This window comes from Slackia equolifaciens (assembly GCF_003725995.1).
Classification (GTDB): domain Bacteria; phylum Actinomycetota; class Coriobacteriia; order Coriobacteriales; family Eggerthellaceae; genus Slackia; species Slackia equolifaciens.
On record NZ_QIBX01000012.1, the window covers coordinates 19,485 to 35,663 of the forward strand.

General features: G+C 58.2%; 13 protein-coding genes. 10 read left to right on the forward strand and 3 right to left on the reverse strand.

Annotated features, from left to right (window positions below; genetic code table 11):
* The first annotated feature begins 180 nt into the window (after positions 1-180).
* The 3 genes from DMP06_RS07255 (at position 181) to DMP06_RS07265 (ending at position 3,787) form a co-directional block, all read left to right on the forward strand.
* Positions 181-1,422: a CaiB/BaiF CoA transferase family protein gene (locus tag DMP06_RS07255; RefSeq protein WP_123209078.1), complete on the forward strand. Its 1,242-nt coding sequence runs from the start codon at positions 181-183 to the stop codon at positions 1,420-1,422.
* A gap of 73 nt (positions 1,423-1,495) precedes the next feature.
* Complete coding sequence (fadK, locus tag DMP06_RS07260; RefSeq protein WP_123209079.1) at positions 1,496-3,145, forward strand: medium-chain fatty-acid--CoA ligase; 1,650 nt, start codon at positions 1,496-1,498, stop codon at positions 3,143-3,145.
* A gap of 51 nt (positions 3,146-3,196) precedes the next feature.
* Positions 3,197-3,787 carry a hypothetical protein gene (locus DMP06_RS07265; RefSeq protein WP_123209080.1) on the forward strand — a complete coding sequence of 197 codons (591 nt, stop codon included), beginning with the start codon at positions 3,197-3,199 and terminating at the stop codon, positions 3,785-3,787.
* Between the two features lie 226 nt (positions 3,788-4,013).
* Here DMP06_RS07265 and DMP06_RS07270 read toward each other — a convergent pair whose 3' ends face one another.
* Positions 4,014-4,973, reverse strand: a complete 960-nt coding sequence (locus tag DMP06_RS07270; RefSeq protein WP_245962424.1) for a LysR family transcriptional regulator — start codon at positions 4,971-4,973, stop codon at positions 4,014-4,016.
* A 395-nt stretch (positions 4,974-5,368) separates the two neighbouring features.
* Between DMP06_RS07270 and DMP06_RS07275 the strand changes: the two genes are divergently transcribed.
* The 3 genes from DMP06_RS07275 (at position 5,369) to DMP06_RS07285 (ending at position 8,482) form a co-directional block, all read left to right on the forward strand.
* Positions 5,369-6,565, forward strand: coding sequence for an acyl-CoA dehydrogenase family protein (locus tag DMP06_RS07275; RefSeq protein WP_123209081.1), 1,197 nt, complete (start codon positions 5,369-5,371; stop codon positions 6,563-6,565).
* Positions 6,566-6,676: 111 nt separating this feature from the next.
* Positions 6,677-7,444: a type I 3-dehydroquinate dehydratase gene (aroD, locus tag DMP06_RS07280; protein WP_161957859.1), complete on the forward strand. Its 768-nt coding sequence runs from the start codon at positions 6,677-6,679 to the stop codon at positions 7,442-7,444.
* Between the two features lie 153 nt (positions 7,445-7,597).
* Positions 7,598-8,482 carry a shikimate dehydrogenase gene (locus DMP06_RS07285; RefSeq protein WP_123209083.1) on the forward strand — a complete coding sequence of 295 codons (885 nt, stop codon included), beginning with the start codon at positions 7,598-7,600 and terminating at the stop codon, positions 8,480-8,482.
* Positions 8,483-10,008: 1,526 nt separating this feature from the next.
* On the opposite strand, the gene DMP06_RS07290 is transcribed toward DMP06_RS07285, so the two are convergent.
* A complete protein-coding gene (locus DMP06_RS07290) occupies positions 10,009-11,466 on the reverse strand; it encodes a solute carrier family 23 protein (protein WP_123209084.1) in 1,458 nt (485 codons plus the stop codon).
* A 346-nt stretch (positions 11,467-11,812) separates the two neighbouring features.
* Here DMP06_RS07290 and DMP06_RS07295 point away from each other — a divergent pair, with 346 nt between their 5' ends.
* From DMP06_RS07295 to DMP06_RS07305, 3 genes are all read left to right on the forward strand, one after another.
* The gene (locus DMP06_RS07295; protein WP_123209085.1) at positions 11,813-12,286 is read left to right on the forward strand and encodes a type II 3-dehydroquinate dehydratase; all 474 of its coding nucleotides are present in this window, start codon (positions 11,813-11,815) and stop codon (positions 12,284-12,286) included.
* Positions 12,287-12,481: 195 nt separating this feature from the next.
* Positions 12,482-13,258: a TIM barrel protein gene (locus DMP06_RS07300; RefSeq protein ID WP_123209086.1), complete on the forward strand. Its 777-nt coding sequence runs from the start codon at positions 12,482-12,484 to the stop codon at positions 13,256-13,258.
* A 36-nt stretch (positions 13,259-13,294) separates the two neighbouring features.
* Positions 13,295-13,546, forward strand: coding sequence for an EFR1 family ferrodoxin (locus DMP06_RS07305; protein WP_220092550.1), 252 nt, complete (start codon positions 13,295-13,297; stop codon positions 13,544-13,546).
* 153 nt (positions 13,547-13,699) lie between these two features.
* Here the strand turns inward: DMP06_RS07305 and DMP06_RS07310 are convergent, their stop codons facing one another.
* On the reverse strand, positions 13,700-14,485 hold the full coding sequence (locus DMP06_RS07310) for an enoyl-CoA hydratase/isomerase family protein (RefSeq protein WP_123209088.1): 786 nt from the start codon (positions 14,483-14,485) through the stop codon (positions 13,700-13,702).
* A gap of 492 nt (positions 14,486-14,977) precedes the next feature.
* On the opposite strand from DMP06_RS07310, the gene DMP06_RS07315 reads away from it, so the two are divergent.
* Positions 14,978-16,153 (forward strand): acyl-CoA dehydrogenase family protein, encoded by a 1,176-nt coding sequence (locus tag DMP06_RS07315; protein ID WP_123209089.1) that lies wholly within the window; start codon positions 14,978-14,980, stop codon positions 16,151-16,153.
* Positions 16,154-16,179: the final 26 nt, after the last annotated feature.

Genomic DNA, 16,179 nt, shown 5'->3' on the forward strand with positions numbered 1-16,179 from the left:
CATAATACTTACATAGGGTGGTTTTCGAGATGCGGCAGCATCATGTAAGAAACGCGCCGGATATCGGCGGCCCGCCTGGCGTCATGCTATGCGGCGCTTCCCATCCGTCGGTTTCGCCCACGCTTCCCCATCTTGAGATACCAGCCAGCAACGAGCTGGAAGCAAAGGAGGCCAAACAACATGGAACCGCTCAAAGGAATAAAGGTGGTCGACCTTACGACCTTCCTCGCCACTCCCACCACGGGCCGCGTGCTCGGCGAATGGGGCGCTGACGTCATCAAGGTCGAGGCCGCCAAGGGCGATCCTACCCGCGTCAACCAGGCCGTCGTCTACGGCATGCCCTCCTCCGACGAGGAGAACCTGGCATTCGACGTCGCCAACATGCACAAGCGCTGCATCAGCCTGAACCTCAAGTCCGAAAAGGGTCTCGAGGTCATGCACAAGCTGCTCGCCGAGGCCGACGTGTTCATCACCAACACCCGCACCAAGTCCCTCGCAAAGATGGGTCTGGATTGGGAGAGCCTGCATGCGAAGTACCCCCGCCTGATCATGGGCCATGGTCTGGGCTATGGCAAGAAGGGCCCCGAGAAGGACGCTGCCGGCTTTGACGTGACCTGCTACATGGGTCGCGGCGGCGTGTTCGGCACCACCGTCAACAAGGGCGACGCCCCCATGATCCCCACCAACGGCTATGGCGATTTCCAGGCCTCCATGTTCCTGACCGCCGGCATCCTGGCCGCCCTCATCGGCCGCGAGAAGACCGGCCAGGGCGACTACGTGACCTGCGCTCTGCAGCACGCCGCCATCTATGCGCTGTCCGTGGGCATGATCTCCGCCCAGTACGGCAACCCCTACCCCAAGAGCCGACTCGAGGTCAACAACCCGCTCAACAACGTGTTCCGCTCCAAGGACGACAAGTGGGTCGTTCTGTGCCTGCCCGAGTACGACCGCGATTGGCCGCGCGTCATGAAGCTCATCGGTCGCGAGGATCTGGCGGAACACCCGGATTACTCCGTGTGCGACATCGTGAACGAGAAGGGCATTGCGCCTGAGGTCGTCAAGATTCTGGACGAGGGCTTTGCCCAGTTCACCCTGCAGGAGCTGCTCGACATGTTCCATGAGAACGACATGCCCTGCGAGCCCGCCCAGACGCCGACCGACGTCTATGAGGATCAGAACGCCATCATCAACGAGTACATCAAGGAAGTTCCTTATCCCGCCGGCCCGCGTTGGTGCCCGACCGTTCCTTGCCAGTTCGAGCTCAGCGAAACCGCTCCGCTCACTCCCACCGGCAAGATGGGCTGCGACACCGAGGCCGTCATGAAGGATCTCGGCTACACCGACGACGAGATCAAGGCCGCCGAGGCAGAGGGTGCCGTCAAGGGTTCCACCGACCTCGCCGTTCTCCAGGGCAAAGCGTAAGCATTTACGTTTCTCCTGCGAAGGGGCGGGCCTACCCCGCCCCTTCTTTTATCGCATATCCGATAGGACAAGCATGATTACCGATCTGAAAATCAATGCCGAAGCAAAGAAACGCTACTATCGGCTCGGATACTGGGGAACAAAAACCCTGTGCGACGTCTGGGACGAGCAATCGGCCCGCTTCGCGAACCGCACCTACGTCAAGGACGATCTGGGCGGAAACCTCACCTATGGCCAAGTCGACCGCCTCGCTTCGCGCCTCGCAACCTGGCTCAAGACCGAAGCAGGTGTGCAAAACGGTGACGTGGTGACGTTCCAAGTGCCCAAGTGGGTCGAATTCTGCATCATCTACGTGGCGTGCCTCAAAGTAGGCGCCGTCATGCACCCCATCGCTACCAACTTCAACGCGGACGACCTCAATTATGCGTTCGGTCTCGTGAAACCGCGCGTCTACATTTGCCCCACCAAGTACAAAGCGGTGGATTACGAAGCGCAGTTCCGCGAGCTCGGATGCGACGTCACGCGCGACATGACGGTTTTGCTAATCGACCAGCACGATGCCCCGCGCGACGATTCCACCTGCGCGGCGCTTACCGACGTGCTCGCCCGCTGCGCGCCCCTCGATGAGCCGTCGCCTTCATCCTCGGACGAGGTGGCATGCATCCTCTCAACCTCCGGCACCACCGGCCGCCCCAAGGCCGTCCTGCTCACGCACAACAATATCCTGTTCTCCGAACGCGCCTATGTGTCGGTGCTCGACATGACGCCTGACGACGTGTGCTGGATGCCCTCGCCTTTGAACCATGCCACGGGTTTCTTCCACGGCCTTATCGCCACCATGCTCGTGGGCGCCTCCACCGTGCTCGAGCTCAAATTCAGCGCCGAAGACGCCATCGACCTCATCAATCGCGAAGGTTGCACCTGGTCGCACGGCGCTACGCCCTTCGTGCACGACATCGTGGCGTACATGGAAAAAACGGGCAAGCGTGCCGAGACGCTGCGTTTCTACCTGTGCGGCGGCGCCCCCGTGCCCAGCATCATGGTCGACCGCGCCTATGCCCTCGGGTTCCTTCTGTGCGAATCGTACGGCTCCACCGAAAGCTGCCCGCATATATACGTCCCGCTCGACAAGTGCCTTCACTGGGACGGCAATTGGTCGGGAATCGCCTACAAAGGCATCGAGGTTCGCGTCGTAGACGAGAAGCACAACCCTGTTCCTTTAGGCGAGCAAGGCGAGGAATGCTCGCGCGGGCCCCATCAGTTCGTGGGGTACCTCAATGACCCGGAGAACACCGCCAAAGCGCTCGATGACGAGGGCTGGTTCTACAGCGGAGACCTGTGCGTCATGGACGAAGAGGGCCGTATCCGCATCACGGGCCGCAAGAAGGAGATTCTCATCCGCGGCGGCGAGAACATCTCGGTGAGCGAGGTGGATGCGAACGTGTCTGGCTGCCCCGGCATCGGGAACCATGCCACCATCGGCATGCCCGACCAGCGTCTAGGCGAGCGCATATGCACGTTCGTCGTTCCCAAGGGCGACGCGCGACCCACGGTGCCCGATGTCCAAGACTACCTACGAGCGAAAGGCGTGCCCAAGCGCCTGTGGCCCGAGCGCATCGAATACATCGACGCCATCCCCTACACCAAGACAGGCAAAATCAGACGATTCGTTCTTCAGCAGGAGCTCGAGCGTCGCATGAAGGCCGAGCAAGAGGAAGGGTAACACTTCCCCACCGCTCACCCCGCCGATACGCAGAAACTAGAGAGGACCGCCATGACCGCCCAGGAATTCCGCATCACCCGCACCCATGCCACATGGAAACCCCGCGTAACCGCCGAGGATATCCCGTTTTTCGAGGTCGAAGACACAGGCGACGTGCTCATGGCTCTTGGCGGTTCGGTTGAGGCCCACACATCTGGCTCGGGTCGCTCCCTTGTCCACGAACTCCCCTATGCTTTCGCCCATGCTAACGAAGTGACCGCCGATCATGCTCCCTTCGTCTCGCTGGCCGATCTGCCGGAAGGCGTCACGCTCAACTACCGCATCGACGGCGGGCTCAACAACAACTGCATCGTGTTTTCGTGGTCTATCGAGAACCCGGAGGCCTATGCGCTCAAATGGGTGTGCATCAAGACCTTCACGGGAATGCAGGTCAAGTACGTGACCGAGAAAAAGCGCTCGCCGCTCATCTTTGCGTTCGCCGACGAGGACGCATTCGCCTACTGCGACAAGATGCCCTGCGAGGAATGCGCCTTCAGATGCAAAAGCGGCTTCTATGCCTACGCTTGCATCAGCGGCGTGGGCATCGTAAAGATGCCCATCGATCGCGTGAGCATGATCACGTTCGGCAAGTTCGACGAGTAGGCCGAAACGCCGCAAACCCAACGCGAGAAACGCTTTAATCAGATGCAAAAAAGAAGGCAGCCATCCGGTTGCCTTCTTTTGTTTCAAATGCAAATGCCGACGATGCTCGCGTAAAAGCCACGCCTTGAGCCCATGAGGCCTGCGCCGTCAAAGGCGAACGCAGCCTCTCCCCCGTGAAACCACGCAGACAAGGAGGAGGGCGCCGTGCCCTTTCGGCAGCACGAAGCTACTCCTCGCGCCCGTGTGGGAACGCCGCGCCGGAATCCAGCCCCATCACGAACTCGATGAAGCTCTCGAGGGCAAGGTTCTTGAACTCGGCCTTCTTATACACCATGTACACCTGGTGGAAATCGTAAGGCACCTCGTTCTCATCGATGGGAACGACCGAGACCTTGGTGAACGGCTTGAGGCCGATGGTGTTGAGCACGAGCGCGCATGTGTCATCCTTGATGGCGGAGAGCATGCCGCCCACGGTGATCTCGTCGTCGAACTCGTAGTTCGCAGGAATATGATGCTCGGCCAAAAGCTCGGCCATCTCGTCGCCCACAGGCGTGCCGCGACGGTAGGTGATTACGTTATGCCCCACCAGATCCTCGAGCTGAATCTTATCCTTTGACGCCAGCGGATGCTCTTCGTTGACGGCGATAACCACCTCTTGCACCGACACGGGCTCAAAGCACAGCGCCGGCTCTTCCTCGAATCCCTTCGCGGCGAACACGATGTCGTAGCGGTCGTCCTTGAGGCCCTGAATCAATGGGTTCGAGAAGCCCTGCATGATTTCGAAATGAACCTCGGCGCTATACTTCTCATGGAACGCCTCGATGAGCGAGGGCAGATAATCGCCCGTCACCGTGTAAAGAGCGCCCACCTTGAGCGTACCTGAAAGCTTACCGGTGTATTCATGCATGACCTCCACGCCGCGATCGAGCTCACGCAGCGCGCGACCTACATAATCGGCGAACTCGCGACCGTAACGCGTAAGGCGCACATTGCGCCCCTCGCGCTTGAACAACGGCACGCCCAGCTCGCGCTCGAGCGACTTGATGGCGTCGGAAAGCGCAGGCTGACTGATATAGAGCTCTTTTGCGGCCTTGGTGTAGTGCTGGAGCTCTGCGAGTTTGCGGAAGTAGTACAGCTGAGACAGGTTCATGCCGGGAATCACCCTGTTCTTATATGCAAGGGCCAATACGCGCTTCTCGATTGGGGTCGCTTCCATAAGCGAAGTTTATGAAAGCATACAATCAATAAGCTCTGCCTATTATACGTAAAATCGTGTGTACGCCTCCATGATTGCTCGTATTTTTTCAAAAAGATCGCCTCTTCTATGCATATGACGCACAATGCAATGAAGGCGCATCGCCCTTCCCCGCCTCAATCGTGTCAACACACTCGATTAGAGGCATTCTTTTACACATATTTCGTAATATGTCCGGCAAATATTCAAATGATTAGTTTTATCTATGATTAATAAGGAAATCTTGTAGTGTTACTGAATTGTATTTCCCACAAAAAGCTCGGATAATGTGAATCAGCAAGAGCAAGGAAGCTCAAGCAAGGATCCATTGGACAAAGGAGGTTTGAATGAATCCTAACGCTAAGATCACCGACGAGCAGTTTGAGGCGTACCTCAAGCAGATTCGCGAGCTGGTGGAGGGTCCCTTCGACGAGATGCAGAAGGAGATCGAGGTCACGAACACCTTCCCCGAGGAGTTCTACGAGCTCGCCAAGAAGAACGACCTGTATCGTTTCTACCTGCCCTCTGAGTACGGTGGATGGGACCTCAACGAGCTCGAGATCCTGCGCGTCCAGGAAGAGTTCTCCCGTGGCCCTGGCGGAATGCGTATGCACCTGCACCATGCCGCTGACATGAACTGGCGTATCCTTGACGACTACGGCAAGCCGGAGCTCAAGGCCAAGTACATGGACAAGTTCCAGGACAAGACCATCTACTGCAACTTCGCCATCACCGAGCAGAACGGCGGCACCGGTGCTGACCTGCACACCACCGCTCTGAAGGACGAGAACGGCAACTACGTCCTCAACGGCGAGAAGTGGCTGATCTCCCACACCGACTGCTCTGACTTCACCTACGTCATCGCTGTGACCGATCCCGAGAAGTCCGGCAACGAGCGTCTGTCCGCCTTCTTCGTGCCCAACGATGCTCCTGGCTTCGAGATTGTTCCTATGCCCCACATGATGGGCTGCAAGGGTGCTGGCCATGCTGGCCTGAAGTTCACCAACCTGGTGCTGTCCCCCGAGTACCTGCTCGGCGAAGAGGGCCAGGGCATGGAGATCGCCATCCACTCCCTGTCTGTCTCCCGCGTGCACATCGCTATGTCCAACCTGGGTATGGCTCAGCGCATGCTCGAGATCTCCATCAAGCGCGCTCAGGATCGCGTGACCTTCGGTAAGCCGATCGCCAAGCGCCAGATGATCAAGGCCAAGATCGCCGACATGGATATGATGATTCATGTGCTCCGTTGCGCCATCTACGACTTCGCTCGCGACTTCGACCTGGATCCCCACAACGAGTACGTCACCGAGAAGGCCGCTATCTGCAAGCTCTTCTCCATCAACACCGTCAAGCTCGTCTCCGACGAGATGCTTGAGATCTTCGGTGGCGACGGCTACTTCGAGGATTCCCCCTATGGCCCGACCGAGCGTCTGTACCGCGACTGCCGTGCTATGTGGCTGGAAGAGGGCGCTCCCTGCGTCCAGCGCATCACCATCGCTCGCGAGTGCGAGAAGCATGCCGGCCGCATCAAGTACAACTTCTAAGTCGTTGCTTGAATCGGCTGTGCGTTGCGCAGCTTGAATTAAGGCGGCATGCCCCTGGCGTGCCGCCTTTTCTTTTGTCGGCCTACGCACGGATTCGAAAGAAGGAGCTCCATGCAGCCACTATCAATCAGAAACGTATCCATCGGAGAGGGCTCGCCAAAAATCATCGTATCGCTCATGGGTAAAAACGCGGCGGAAGCAATCGCCCAGGGCCTTGCCGCCCTTGAAGCGGGCGCCGATTGCCTTGAATGGCGCGCCGATTTCTGCGAGAACGTCCACGACGTGCGGTCCATGGCGCTCGACGCCGCATCGTTGCGCAGCGCCTTCGGTGATGCTCTGCTCCTATTCACCTTCCGCTCCACGCCTCAAGGCGGACAGATGGAGCTTCCCGTTCCCGAATACGCAGAGCTTACCGAGGCCATGATTCGCACAGGTGCATTCGATATCGTAGACGTCGAGTCATGGATCGGCGACGACCAGGTGCGCGCGCTTATGGCTGCCGCTCACGAATGCGGCGTGGCCGCGATCATCTCGCACCACGATTTCGAAAAGACGCCGAGCGTGGATTGGATGGTCTCCGAGATGCGGCGTTTCCAGGATTTAGGAGCCGACATCCCCAAGATTGCTGTGATGGCGCACGACGCATCCGATACGCTGCGTCTCCTGCAGGCCACCGAAGAGATGGGCCGCGTTTATGCCGACGGCCCGCTCATCACCATGGCCATGGGGCGCTACGGGGCGCTTTCGCGCCTTACGGGCGAGGTATTCGGCTCGGCGATGACGTTTTGCGCAGTCGAAGAGGCCTCGGCGCCGGGACAAGTGGACATCTCCCTCGCGCACTCGCTCATGGAGGGGATCCACTCCATTCACTCCCGCTAGCCATTCAGTCGAAAATCGCATGTCAACATGCACGTTTCTTCGTCCCAAATAGCCCAATTTATGGGGCGAAATATGAACGCAAACCGAGTACTATTGCGGAAGGACGAAAAGAGCCACAAGGCCGTCCGACCCGTGTATCAGGAGGTTTAAACCATGGGTGAAAAAGAACGCATCTCCGGCCACACTCATCTCATTTCGCTGATCGGCAGCCCGGTTGCCCATTCAGGCTCCCCTGCCACCCACAACCTCTCGTTCGAAAAGCTTGGCATCGACTCGGCATACCTCGTGTTCGACGTCAAGGAAGATGGCGTGGAAACCGCCCTTGCCGCCATGCGCGCTCTAGAGGGTTGGGACGGGTCCAATGTCACCATGCCCTGCAAGCGCGCCGTCATTCCCTATCTTGACGAGCTCGATCCGGCCGCCGAGCTCATGGGCGCCGTAAACGTCATCGAGAAGAAGGACGGCAAGCTCAAAGGCTACAACACCGACGGCGTAGGCTTCATGACCAATCTCCGCAAGCACGGCGTTACCGACAAAGGCGCCACGATGACGCTCGTGGGCATTGGCGGAGCGGGCTCGGCCGTGCTCACCCAGGCTGCGCTTGACGGCGTGAAGACGATCCATGCATTCGCGCGTGCCAATTTCGACGGCACCTATGAACGCGTAGCAGAAGGCCTCGTGCCCGCCGTCAATGCCAAGACCGAATGCGACGTCCAGCTGCACGACCTTGCCGACATGGATCTGCTCAAGAAATGCATCGAGGAGTCCGACATCCTGGTCAACGCCACCAACGTTGGCATGGGCGAAGGTTGCGAGGATTCCCTGATTCCCGTTGACTACCTGCGCCCCGACCTTGCGGTGGCCGACGTCATCTACTTCCCGCGCGAAACGCGTCTGATTCGCGACGCCAAGGCCCTGGGCTGCGTCACCGTGCCCGGCATTGGCATGATGCTCGAGCAGGCGGCCGCCGGCGAGAAGATCTGGTACGACGCCGAGATGCCCACCGAGGAAATTGCCGAGGCTTTGTTCTCCGAGTAGGATTGCTTTACGCGATTCGCGGCAACGTCGGTACCGTTGCCGTACAAGAGACGCAGTAGAGCCTTCATCGCATAAGGCCAGTCTTTTCCAAAACGCAGGATAAGTATTATGGGCGCAGAGGGAAGAGGTAATCCTCTTCCCTCTCGTTTTATCCTCTCCTCTCCTCGTTTTGCCTCTGCCTCCCCTCCCTTGCCCTTGCCCTTGCCCTTGCCCTCTGTCGCTCATTCTTTTTCTTTCATCAGCCCCTTCTCTCCGACACCCGTCTCCACTTGCCAGACTCCCCCAAGATATAGCAACAAGCGCACTGAGGAGTTGGCGTCTCCCCTTCTGCCCGACACCTTACTTTTTACGTGTACTTACCTCCTCGTTCAACCCCGCAGCGCAGAACGCTCTATTGCCCACGATGCATCCCAACCGAACTAAGTCTGCTGGTCAATAGTTCAGTCGGACACATTCCTCCATCTCCGTAGCCGAACTTCGGCCCTAAAACCAGACCTAGCTTTACAACTAGACTCCATCTCAAAAGCGGGAACGTTCTTATATTCGGAGTGATCCCCGAACCTCGCAGCAACCATATGCCAAGGCCGGCTAAAGAACTCGCCGCAGTAATCCACCTTGGTCAAAAAACACCCTAATGGGCGCTGACGTTGTTCGATTCACGACTCGTGGTCATTTTTTACCCAAATGGGCGATACCGACATTCGAAAAGCCCCTCCTGAATGCGAAGACCCTCTCATAGGGCACCTCGAAACGCATAAATTGTTCTATAGCTGCATTTTCCTCCGCTTTCGTGCCATGAATCGGCTCTGGCGAACCCTATTTTCGCCCATTTACGTACAATTTGACCAAGCTATCAATAATGCACCCACGCATCGCCCATTCGAGTAAATATTGACCAATTAGAAGGTTGCCGTCTCCCATGCCTGTATGCAAACCACAGCATGTACTTTTACGACAAATCGTCTGCCAGGAGATCGCCGACCTGCCTATCACAGTAAAGATCAACTCGTTTGTGCCATGGCCAAGGAGGGCTGCTGCCCCTGCATGGATATAGGTCCACGGCTCAAGTCCACGAGGTCAACCGGACGTGCTTTGATGACTGCTATTAAGAAAAGCATACAGAGTTGCTGTTTTTGCAGTCGACTCACTTGAAAAGAACACCAATCCCATGCTTTGCCTCACGGCGTAATAGGCTTCGTCTCGCAGTTAGATGGGCTTTTGCTTTGCCTCCCTGCAGCCCAATAGGCTTTGCACTCCCCTGCGGTTCAATAGGCTTCGCCCTACGGTCAGATACGCTTCGCTTCGTAAGTGTCATCCATAGAAAAGTGACTACCAAAGCTCCGAACAAAAAGATATGACAGAACCAAAAGCCGCATACGCATGCAAAGCGAGGCCCCAGGCAGCTGCCCAGGGCCTCGCTTTGCAGAGATACGATCCCGCATCGGTATTCAATCGGAAGAACCTTCGCAACAGCATCAAATGGTAGTCGACATAGTACCGACCACGAAGACGCAGGTCACCCGAGACTATTTCTTGGCCTCTTCCTCGGCGAGCTTGCCTTCTCGGGCCGCCTCCATATGCTCTTTCAGAGCCTTCAGCTGACGCTCGGTCTCCTCGTCCTCGATGCGCTGCTCTTCCTTATTGCCCGCATAGTCGGAACGAATCTTGTTGTTGTCGCACAGCAGCAGATACAGGGCGATGCCGGCGATCAGGCCCACGCCGCCGCCGCGCGCCAAGATAAAGCCTGCGAGCATACCGGCGACGCCTTGGTCGAGCTTGTCCTTGGCCAAATCGAAGCAAATCTGCGCGCAGACAAAGCCCTGGATGCACAGCACCACAACGAGCATGGCAGCCGATGCCGCTGCCGCAGCCTCATAGATGGGATAGATGAACAGGCCGACGACCGTGAAAATGATGTTGGTGCCAGAGCCATCGTAGATGGAATCCATGCCCTGGCGGCCGTCTTGCTTGTAGCGCTGATAGGTAGCGACGCAGTACGGAGCGCTCAACGGGCCGGCAAGCGCCGGATAAGGGGCGAAGAACGCCAGGAGCAGGTTACGAATACCGCAGATGACATTGGTGCGGTTGGAGTCGAACTCGATGTACTCGTCATCGCGCTGCGCCTGCAAACCGAGCTGCTGCACGGTCACAAAGTCGCCGTAAGCGATAACCCACGCGATGAGCGCGATGGGGATTGCGGAAATCCAGATATCAAGGCTCGCGAACCCAATGCTGAAAGGAGACACGGCCATGAACAGCGCGCCGAAATCAGGGACCTTGATGATTTCGCCGGAGAAGTTGTAATGGAACTCGCCGGTAACGCCGCCGACGATGAACATGGCAAGCACGGCCCACAGGAAGCTGTAGTTGCCCAGAATCTGCAGCAGGCGGTTGGTTTCCATGTGCTTGCGCACGCGCTTGCTGAACATGAGCACGAACACCACAGCCAAGCCGGCAAGGCAGCCCCACGTTACGGTGTCCATCGCGCCGCCCTCGACCAGACGAGCGTACACGGCGTTGACGCCAGCGCCCAGCACGATGCCGGCCTTAATGGCCGGTGGCACTAATGTGTTGAGCTTTTTCGATAACCCGGTGAATCCTAAGAATATGAATAAGAGCGCTAATTCTAATTGCACCGCTGTTAACGCCTGTATTCGCACGACACCGGGATCGAACCCTTCAAGATACAGGATGACGATGGCCATAGCGGGCGTAATCCAGCCGCAGATAGAAGGCTCGCCGAACAGCCAGTTGCAGGTATAGAGCGCGGTTTCCAAAACGACAAGCGCCCACGCCACCTCGGGCTCGAGCCCCAGCGTGGTGGTGAGAACCGCGAGCGCGCCGTAGGAGGTGCAGGCATTCATCAGGCCCGTAGCGATCTCGGGCGGCGAGATCTTAAAGTGGATGAAAGGCAGGCGAATGCGGAACAGGCCCGCCTTGATACATGGCTGAATACCGCCGTAAGAACGTTTCATTAACGCCATCTGGTCCTCCCGTCGATCTTATTGGGAACCCCGACACCTGGAAGCGTTCTTGAACTCTTTATACAACGCCCGTGATCGAAGCCACGTATACTCGTTCACTATATCAACATATCTTGCGCAATCATAAGGACAAAACTCCGATTTAATCCGGTTTATTCATCCATTGTTTCTATAGTTTTAACCTTTCACCGGCCAAACAGCGCCGCATCGCTACCCAATTTCTGCAGATTAGCGACGTAGTTTTACGGATGCTTGGTCGATTCGCTCAATTTGTCCATACACCGCGTTCGTCGCGTTGCCGATAATGGCGGAGACGCAGCAGCTAAAACAGAATGCGAGGGCTTCTATGGAAACGCTGGCTATCATCAATGGGCCAAATAACAATTTCTATGGCATTCGCAACAAGGCGCAATACGGCTCTCAAGCCTACGACGACCTCATCGAGGAGCTAAAGGAATACGGCGCCACGCTCGGATTCGCCGTCGAGGCATTTCAGTCCAACAGCGAAGGTGCGATCATCGACCAGCTTCAAAGCCTTTACCTCAGAGCACGGAACTCCGGCGTACCCATCCCCCTTGTAATCAACCCGGGCGCCTTCACCCATTACAGCTATGCAATCATGGATGCGCTCGAATCGGTGCACGAGCTCATGCCCGCAATCGAATGCCACATGAGCAACATTCATAAGCGCGAAGAGTTCCGCCACATCTCCGTCACGGCACGCGAGTGCATCGGACAGGTGGCCGGCTTTGGCAAGGACAGCTATAAAATCGCCATGCAGGCGCACCGGCTTCGCATCGATAGCGAGCGTGACGCATAGAGCCGCCCGCTCTTCGGCCGCCTTGCCGCCATGGCACAGGCCCATTCGCCAGGGCCATGAGCAGCACCCGGCGTGCACATTGCCCTGGCACCTCCGCGCGCACTGTTCCCATTGCGCGTTTGCCCCGACCCAGCACGCATCAAGAGCTTGCCCGCATTCACCCCCCTCCCCCGCGCATCGAAAGGATGCCCGCCTATGATCAAATCAATCTGCATCGAGAAGATATTCACAGAGGTAGATTTCTACGATCGCTTTGCAGAGGCGGCCAAAGCGGGTTTTTCGCATGTCGAGTTCTGGAGCTGGAGCACGAAAGACCTCGGTCGCGTAATGGCCGAGCTCGGCAAGCATGGCCTTTCTGTAGCAAGCATCTCGGGCGATCAGGACTATTCGCTTGTCTGCGCCGATGAGCGCGAGGGCTATCTCGAATACCTCCGCCGCTCAATCGAGGCGGCAAAAACCCTAGGCTGCCCCACATTGGTGGTGCACTCCGACGCAATAGGCCCCGACGGCAAGATTTCCGCCTCCGCAAAGCACCTCTCCAACGAGGAAAAGTTCGCGGCAGCCGTCGAAACGCTGCGGCAAGGCGGCGAGCTGGCGCGCGAGGCGGGGTGCACCCTCGTGCTCGAGGCGCTCAACACCAACACGCAGCCCGGATGCTACCTGCATGACAGCGAAACCGCGCGTCGGATCATCGACCACGTGGACTCGCCCTACGTACGCCTCCTCTACGACATCTGGCATATGGAGCAGATGGAGGGGAATATCCAAGCCACCGTACGCTCGCTTGGAACCCGTATTGGATACATCCATATCGCCGATTCATGCGGAAGGCACGAGCCGGGCACGGGAACCATCGATTTCGAGGCGTTCAATCGGTCGCTTATCGACATCGGATACGATGGGGTCCTTGGATTCGAACTCACGCCAGCGACCGATTCATGGAATGCCTGCGAAACCATTCGTGCGTTCTAACGCAAGATTCGGCAAAACAGAAGGAGGCATGACGCCGTGCAGCACCAGAAAGACGTAGCGCACCTGTTCAAGCGCGTGAAAACCGGCCACGTGAAGGCAACGCGGCACTTTCATGCATCCGACGCGTGCATCGGGTGCGGCATCTGCGCGCGCTTGTGCCCCGCCAACGCCATCGACATGGTGGAAGGACGACCCGCCTGGGTCAAGGATCGATGCTACGCGTGCCTCGGCTGTTTGCGTGGCTGCCCCGTCGAAGCGATAACCTACGGCATGCACGAAACGCATTGAGGCCGCCCCGCCGAACGATGTTGCCCCGCCGAGCCCAATTGGTGGGCAAACAACAAAAAACGGCAGCCCCAGAGAGACAGGGCAGACAGTAAAAACGGAAGAGGCACCCCGATGGGTGCCTCTTCCGTTTGATAAGGAGCAACGAAATGGAAGTTACTTGCCCTGCCACACAGGCTGGCGCTTCTCGACGAAGGCAGCGGGGCCCTCGATGCCGTCGGCGGTCTTCTCGAGGAAGCGATAGGCGGCGTCGGAGTAGCGCATGGCGTCCTCTTCGGACATCTGGTCGGCAGCGTGCACGATGTACTTGGTCCACTTGAGGGCCAGAGGAGCGTTCTTCAGGCACTGCTCAGCCAGCTCGATGGCCTTGTCCATGACCTCTTCAGCGGGCACGACATAGTTGATCAGGCCGAGTTCCTTGGCCTCGGGGGCCTTGATCTTCTTGCCGGTGAGCAGAAGCTCCATGCAGTCCTTGCGGTTGATGTCGCGAGCGAGACGCACCAGGCCGCCGGTGGAAGCGATGATGCCCAGGCCAACCTCGGTGCAGCCGAACTTAGCGTTCTCGGCAGCAACCACCATGTCGCAGGACACGGCGATCTCCATGCCGCCGCCAGCAGCGGAGCCGTTGCACGCAGCGATGACGGGCTTGGAGCACAGACGTGCGGTCAGACCACCGAAACCATGCTCGGTCACGGTCTGGCACTCGCCGCCCTCGGAGAGCTCGGAGAGGTCCTCGCCGGCGCAGAAGACCTTGCCGGTGCCGGTCACGATGATCGCGCGGACGTTCTTGTCGGTCTCGGCATGGTTCATGATGTTTTCCATAGCCGCGGAAGTGACACCATTGAGAGCGTTAGCGACCTCGGGACGGTTGATGCGGATGATCAGCAGGCCATCCTCACGAAGGTCGGACACGACGGTGTCGGTGCCAAAGTAATCTGCCATTGTTCCTCCTTGTTCATTTGAACGTACGGCTTGGGTTCGTCCGGCCTATCCTGCGTCGTCCGAACCACGGCGCCTACGATAGGAAAACCCAGGTCGAATTCATATCACTCGAAATTGAGTATTCCCGAAATACTCGAAAACGGGCGGCTCGGCGAGAAATGGTGAGCGAATACCAGGTACCCTCGCGTCACCGGATGAAAGCGCAGGTGGCGCGAATAGAACGCCCGGACAGAGCTCTTCCCGCCGGGCGCATCCGCGTGAAAAATCATGGTTTATCAGGGCTAACGATGCTACGCTTTTCAACTAAAACACCACGGTTTTACAATATTGACGGCGTTATAATAGGCGGAGCAGGCATTATGCGTCTGCCGCGGAGCCCCATCGCTTCGCTGGAGGCAACACAATGCCTGAGACGGGTGAAAACAACCACGTGCTCGTAACCCGGGCACGATTCGAGTCTTCGGTACCTGTGAGAGAGGAAAGGGGAGACTGATGAATCATTTTCTGACGGCGGAGCATTACGTGCTCATCGACGAGGTGCGCGATTTTGCTACCAAGCACTTCGATTTCCCCTCGGTCGCCCAATGGGTGCGCGACGGCGGCATCACCGACGAGGTGGTGAAGGCCTTCGTACAGCTCGATTTCAACGGCTTCGGCGTCATCCACCGCCGCGGCCACACCCACTACGACATGCTCGCGCAGGTGCTCGTGCTCGAGGAGCTCGCGCGCGTCGCAGGCGCCACGCTGCCGTTCCATATCGATTTTCTGCATCTGCAAATTCTCGAGCGCTTCGCCGGCCCGCAGCGCGTGGACGAGATTCGCACGCAGTACCACGATACGGGGCGTCTCTCATTCGCGCTCGCCGTATCGGAGCCGGACGGTGGATCCGATACGGCCGGCATGAAGACACGCGTACGCACCGAGGGCGGCCGCCTTGTCATGCGGGGCCAGAAGATGTTCGTGAACAACGGCGAATTCGCACCCTACCTGCTCATCGCAGCCCTCGACGGCGACGTTCAAAGCGCCGAAGGCAAACCCGCGTTCTCGTTTTGGATGCTTCCGCGCGATTTGCCTGGCATCTCGGTATACCCCGAAGCCAAGATCGGCCAGCGCATGCTCCCCTTCGCCAACATCGTGCTCGACGATGTGGAGGTGAAAGAGGAGTACCGTCTGGGCGATGTAGAGTTCGGATTCGGACGCCTCTACCAGCTGCTCGAAATCGGTCGCGTCTTCGTATGCGCCACGGCGCTCGGCGAGGCGCAAGCGGCAATGGAGGACGCCGTGGAATGGGCTCGATCGCGCGAAGCGTTTGGCGAGCGGGTGTCCGACTTCCAGCAAATCCAGCAGATGCTCACCGACATGGAGGTGCGCCTGACCAATATGCGCAACCTGGTGTATCAGGCCGCCTGGGAATACGACAACGCCTCTCACGACCGCCTGACCGTTGCCCTTATGAAGCGTTACGTGCCCGCAGCGGCCACGCAGGTAGCGAGCGACGCCATGCAGATTCTTGGCGGCCGCGGCTACACTCGCGAGAAGCGCGTCGCTGCGATCTGGCAGGACTGCCGTGGCTTCCAGATCGCAGAAGGCACCGACCAGGTTATGGTGCGCATCGCCTCTCCGCTGATCATGCGCAAATACGACCGACCGGCCGAAGCACAAGATTAGTCGACCGCAGACGCAGGGTTCGCATC

Coding starts and splice junctions, on each gene's coding strand:
- DMP06_RS07255 (WP_123209078.1), top strand. CDS start 181: ATGGAACCGCTCAAAGGAATAAAGGTGGTCGACCTTACGACCTTCCTC.
- fadK (WP_123209079.1), top strand. CDS start 1,496: ATGATTACCGATCTGAAAATCAATGCCGAAGCAAAGAAACGCTACTAT.
- DMP06_RS07265 (WP_123209080.1), top strand. CDS start 3,197: ATGACCGCCCAGGAATTCCGCATCACCCGCACCCATGCCACATGGAAA.
- DMP06_RS07275 (WP_123209081.1), top strand. CDS start 5,369: ATGAATCCTAACGCTAAGATCACCGACGAGCAGTTTGAGGCGTACCTC.
- aroD (WP_161957859.1), top strand. CDS start 6,677: ATGCAGCCACTATCAATCAGAAACGTATCCATCGGAGAGGGCTCGCCA.
- DMP06_RS07285 (WP_123209083.1), top strand. CDS start 7,598: ATGGGTGAAAAAGAACGCATCTCCGGCCACACTCATCTCATTTCGCTG.
- DMP06_RS07290 (WP_123209084.1), bottom strand. CDS start 11,466: ATGGCGTTAATGAAACGTTCTTACGGCGGTATTCAGCCATGTATCAAG.
- DMP06_RS07295 (WP_123209085.1), top strand. CDS start 11,813: ATGGAAACGCTGGCTATCATCAATGGGCCAAATAACAATTTCTATGGC.
- DMP06_RS07300 (WP_123209086.1), top strand. CDS start 12,482: ATGATCAAATCAATCTGCATCGAGAAGATATTCACAGAGGTAGATTTC.
- DMP06_RS07310 (WP_123209088.1), bottom strand. CDS start 14,485: ATGGCAGATTACTTTGGCACCGACACCGTCGTGTCCGACCTTCGTGAG.
- DMP06_RS07315 (WP_123209089.1), top strand. CDS start 14,978: ATGAATCATTTTCTGACGGCGGAGCATTACGTGCTCATCGACGAGGTG.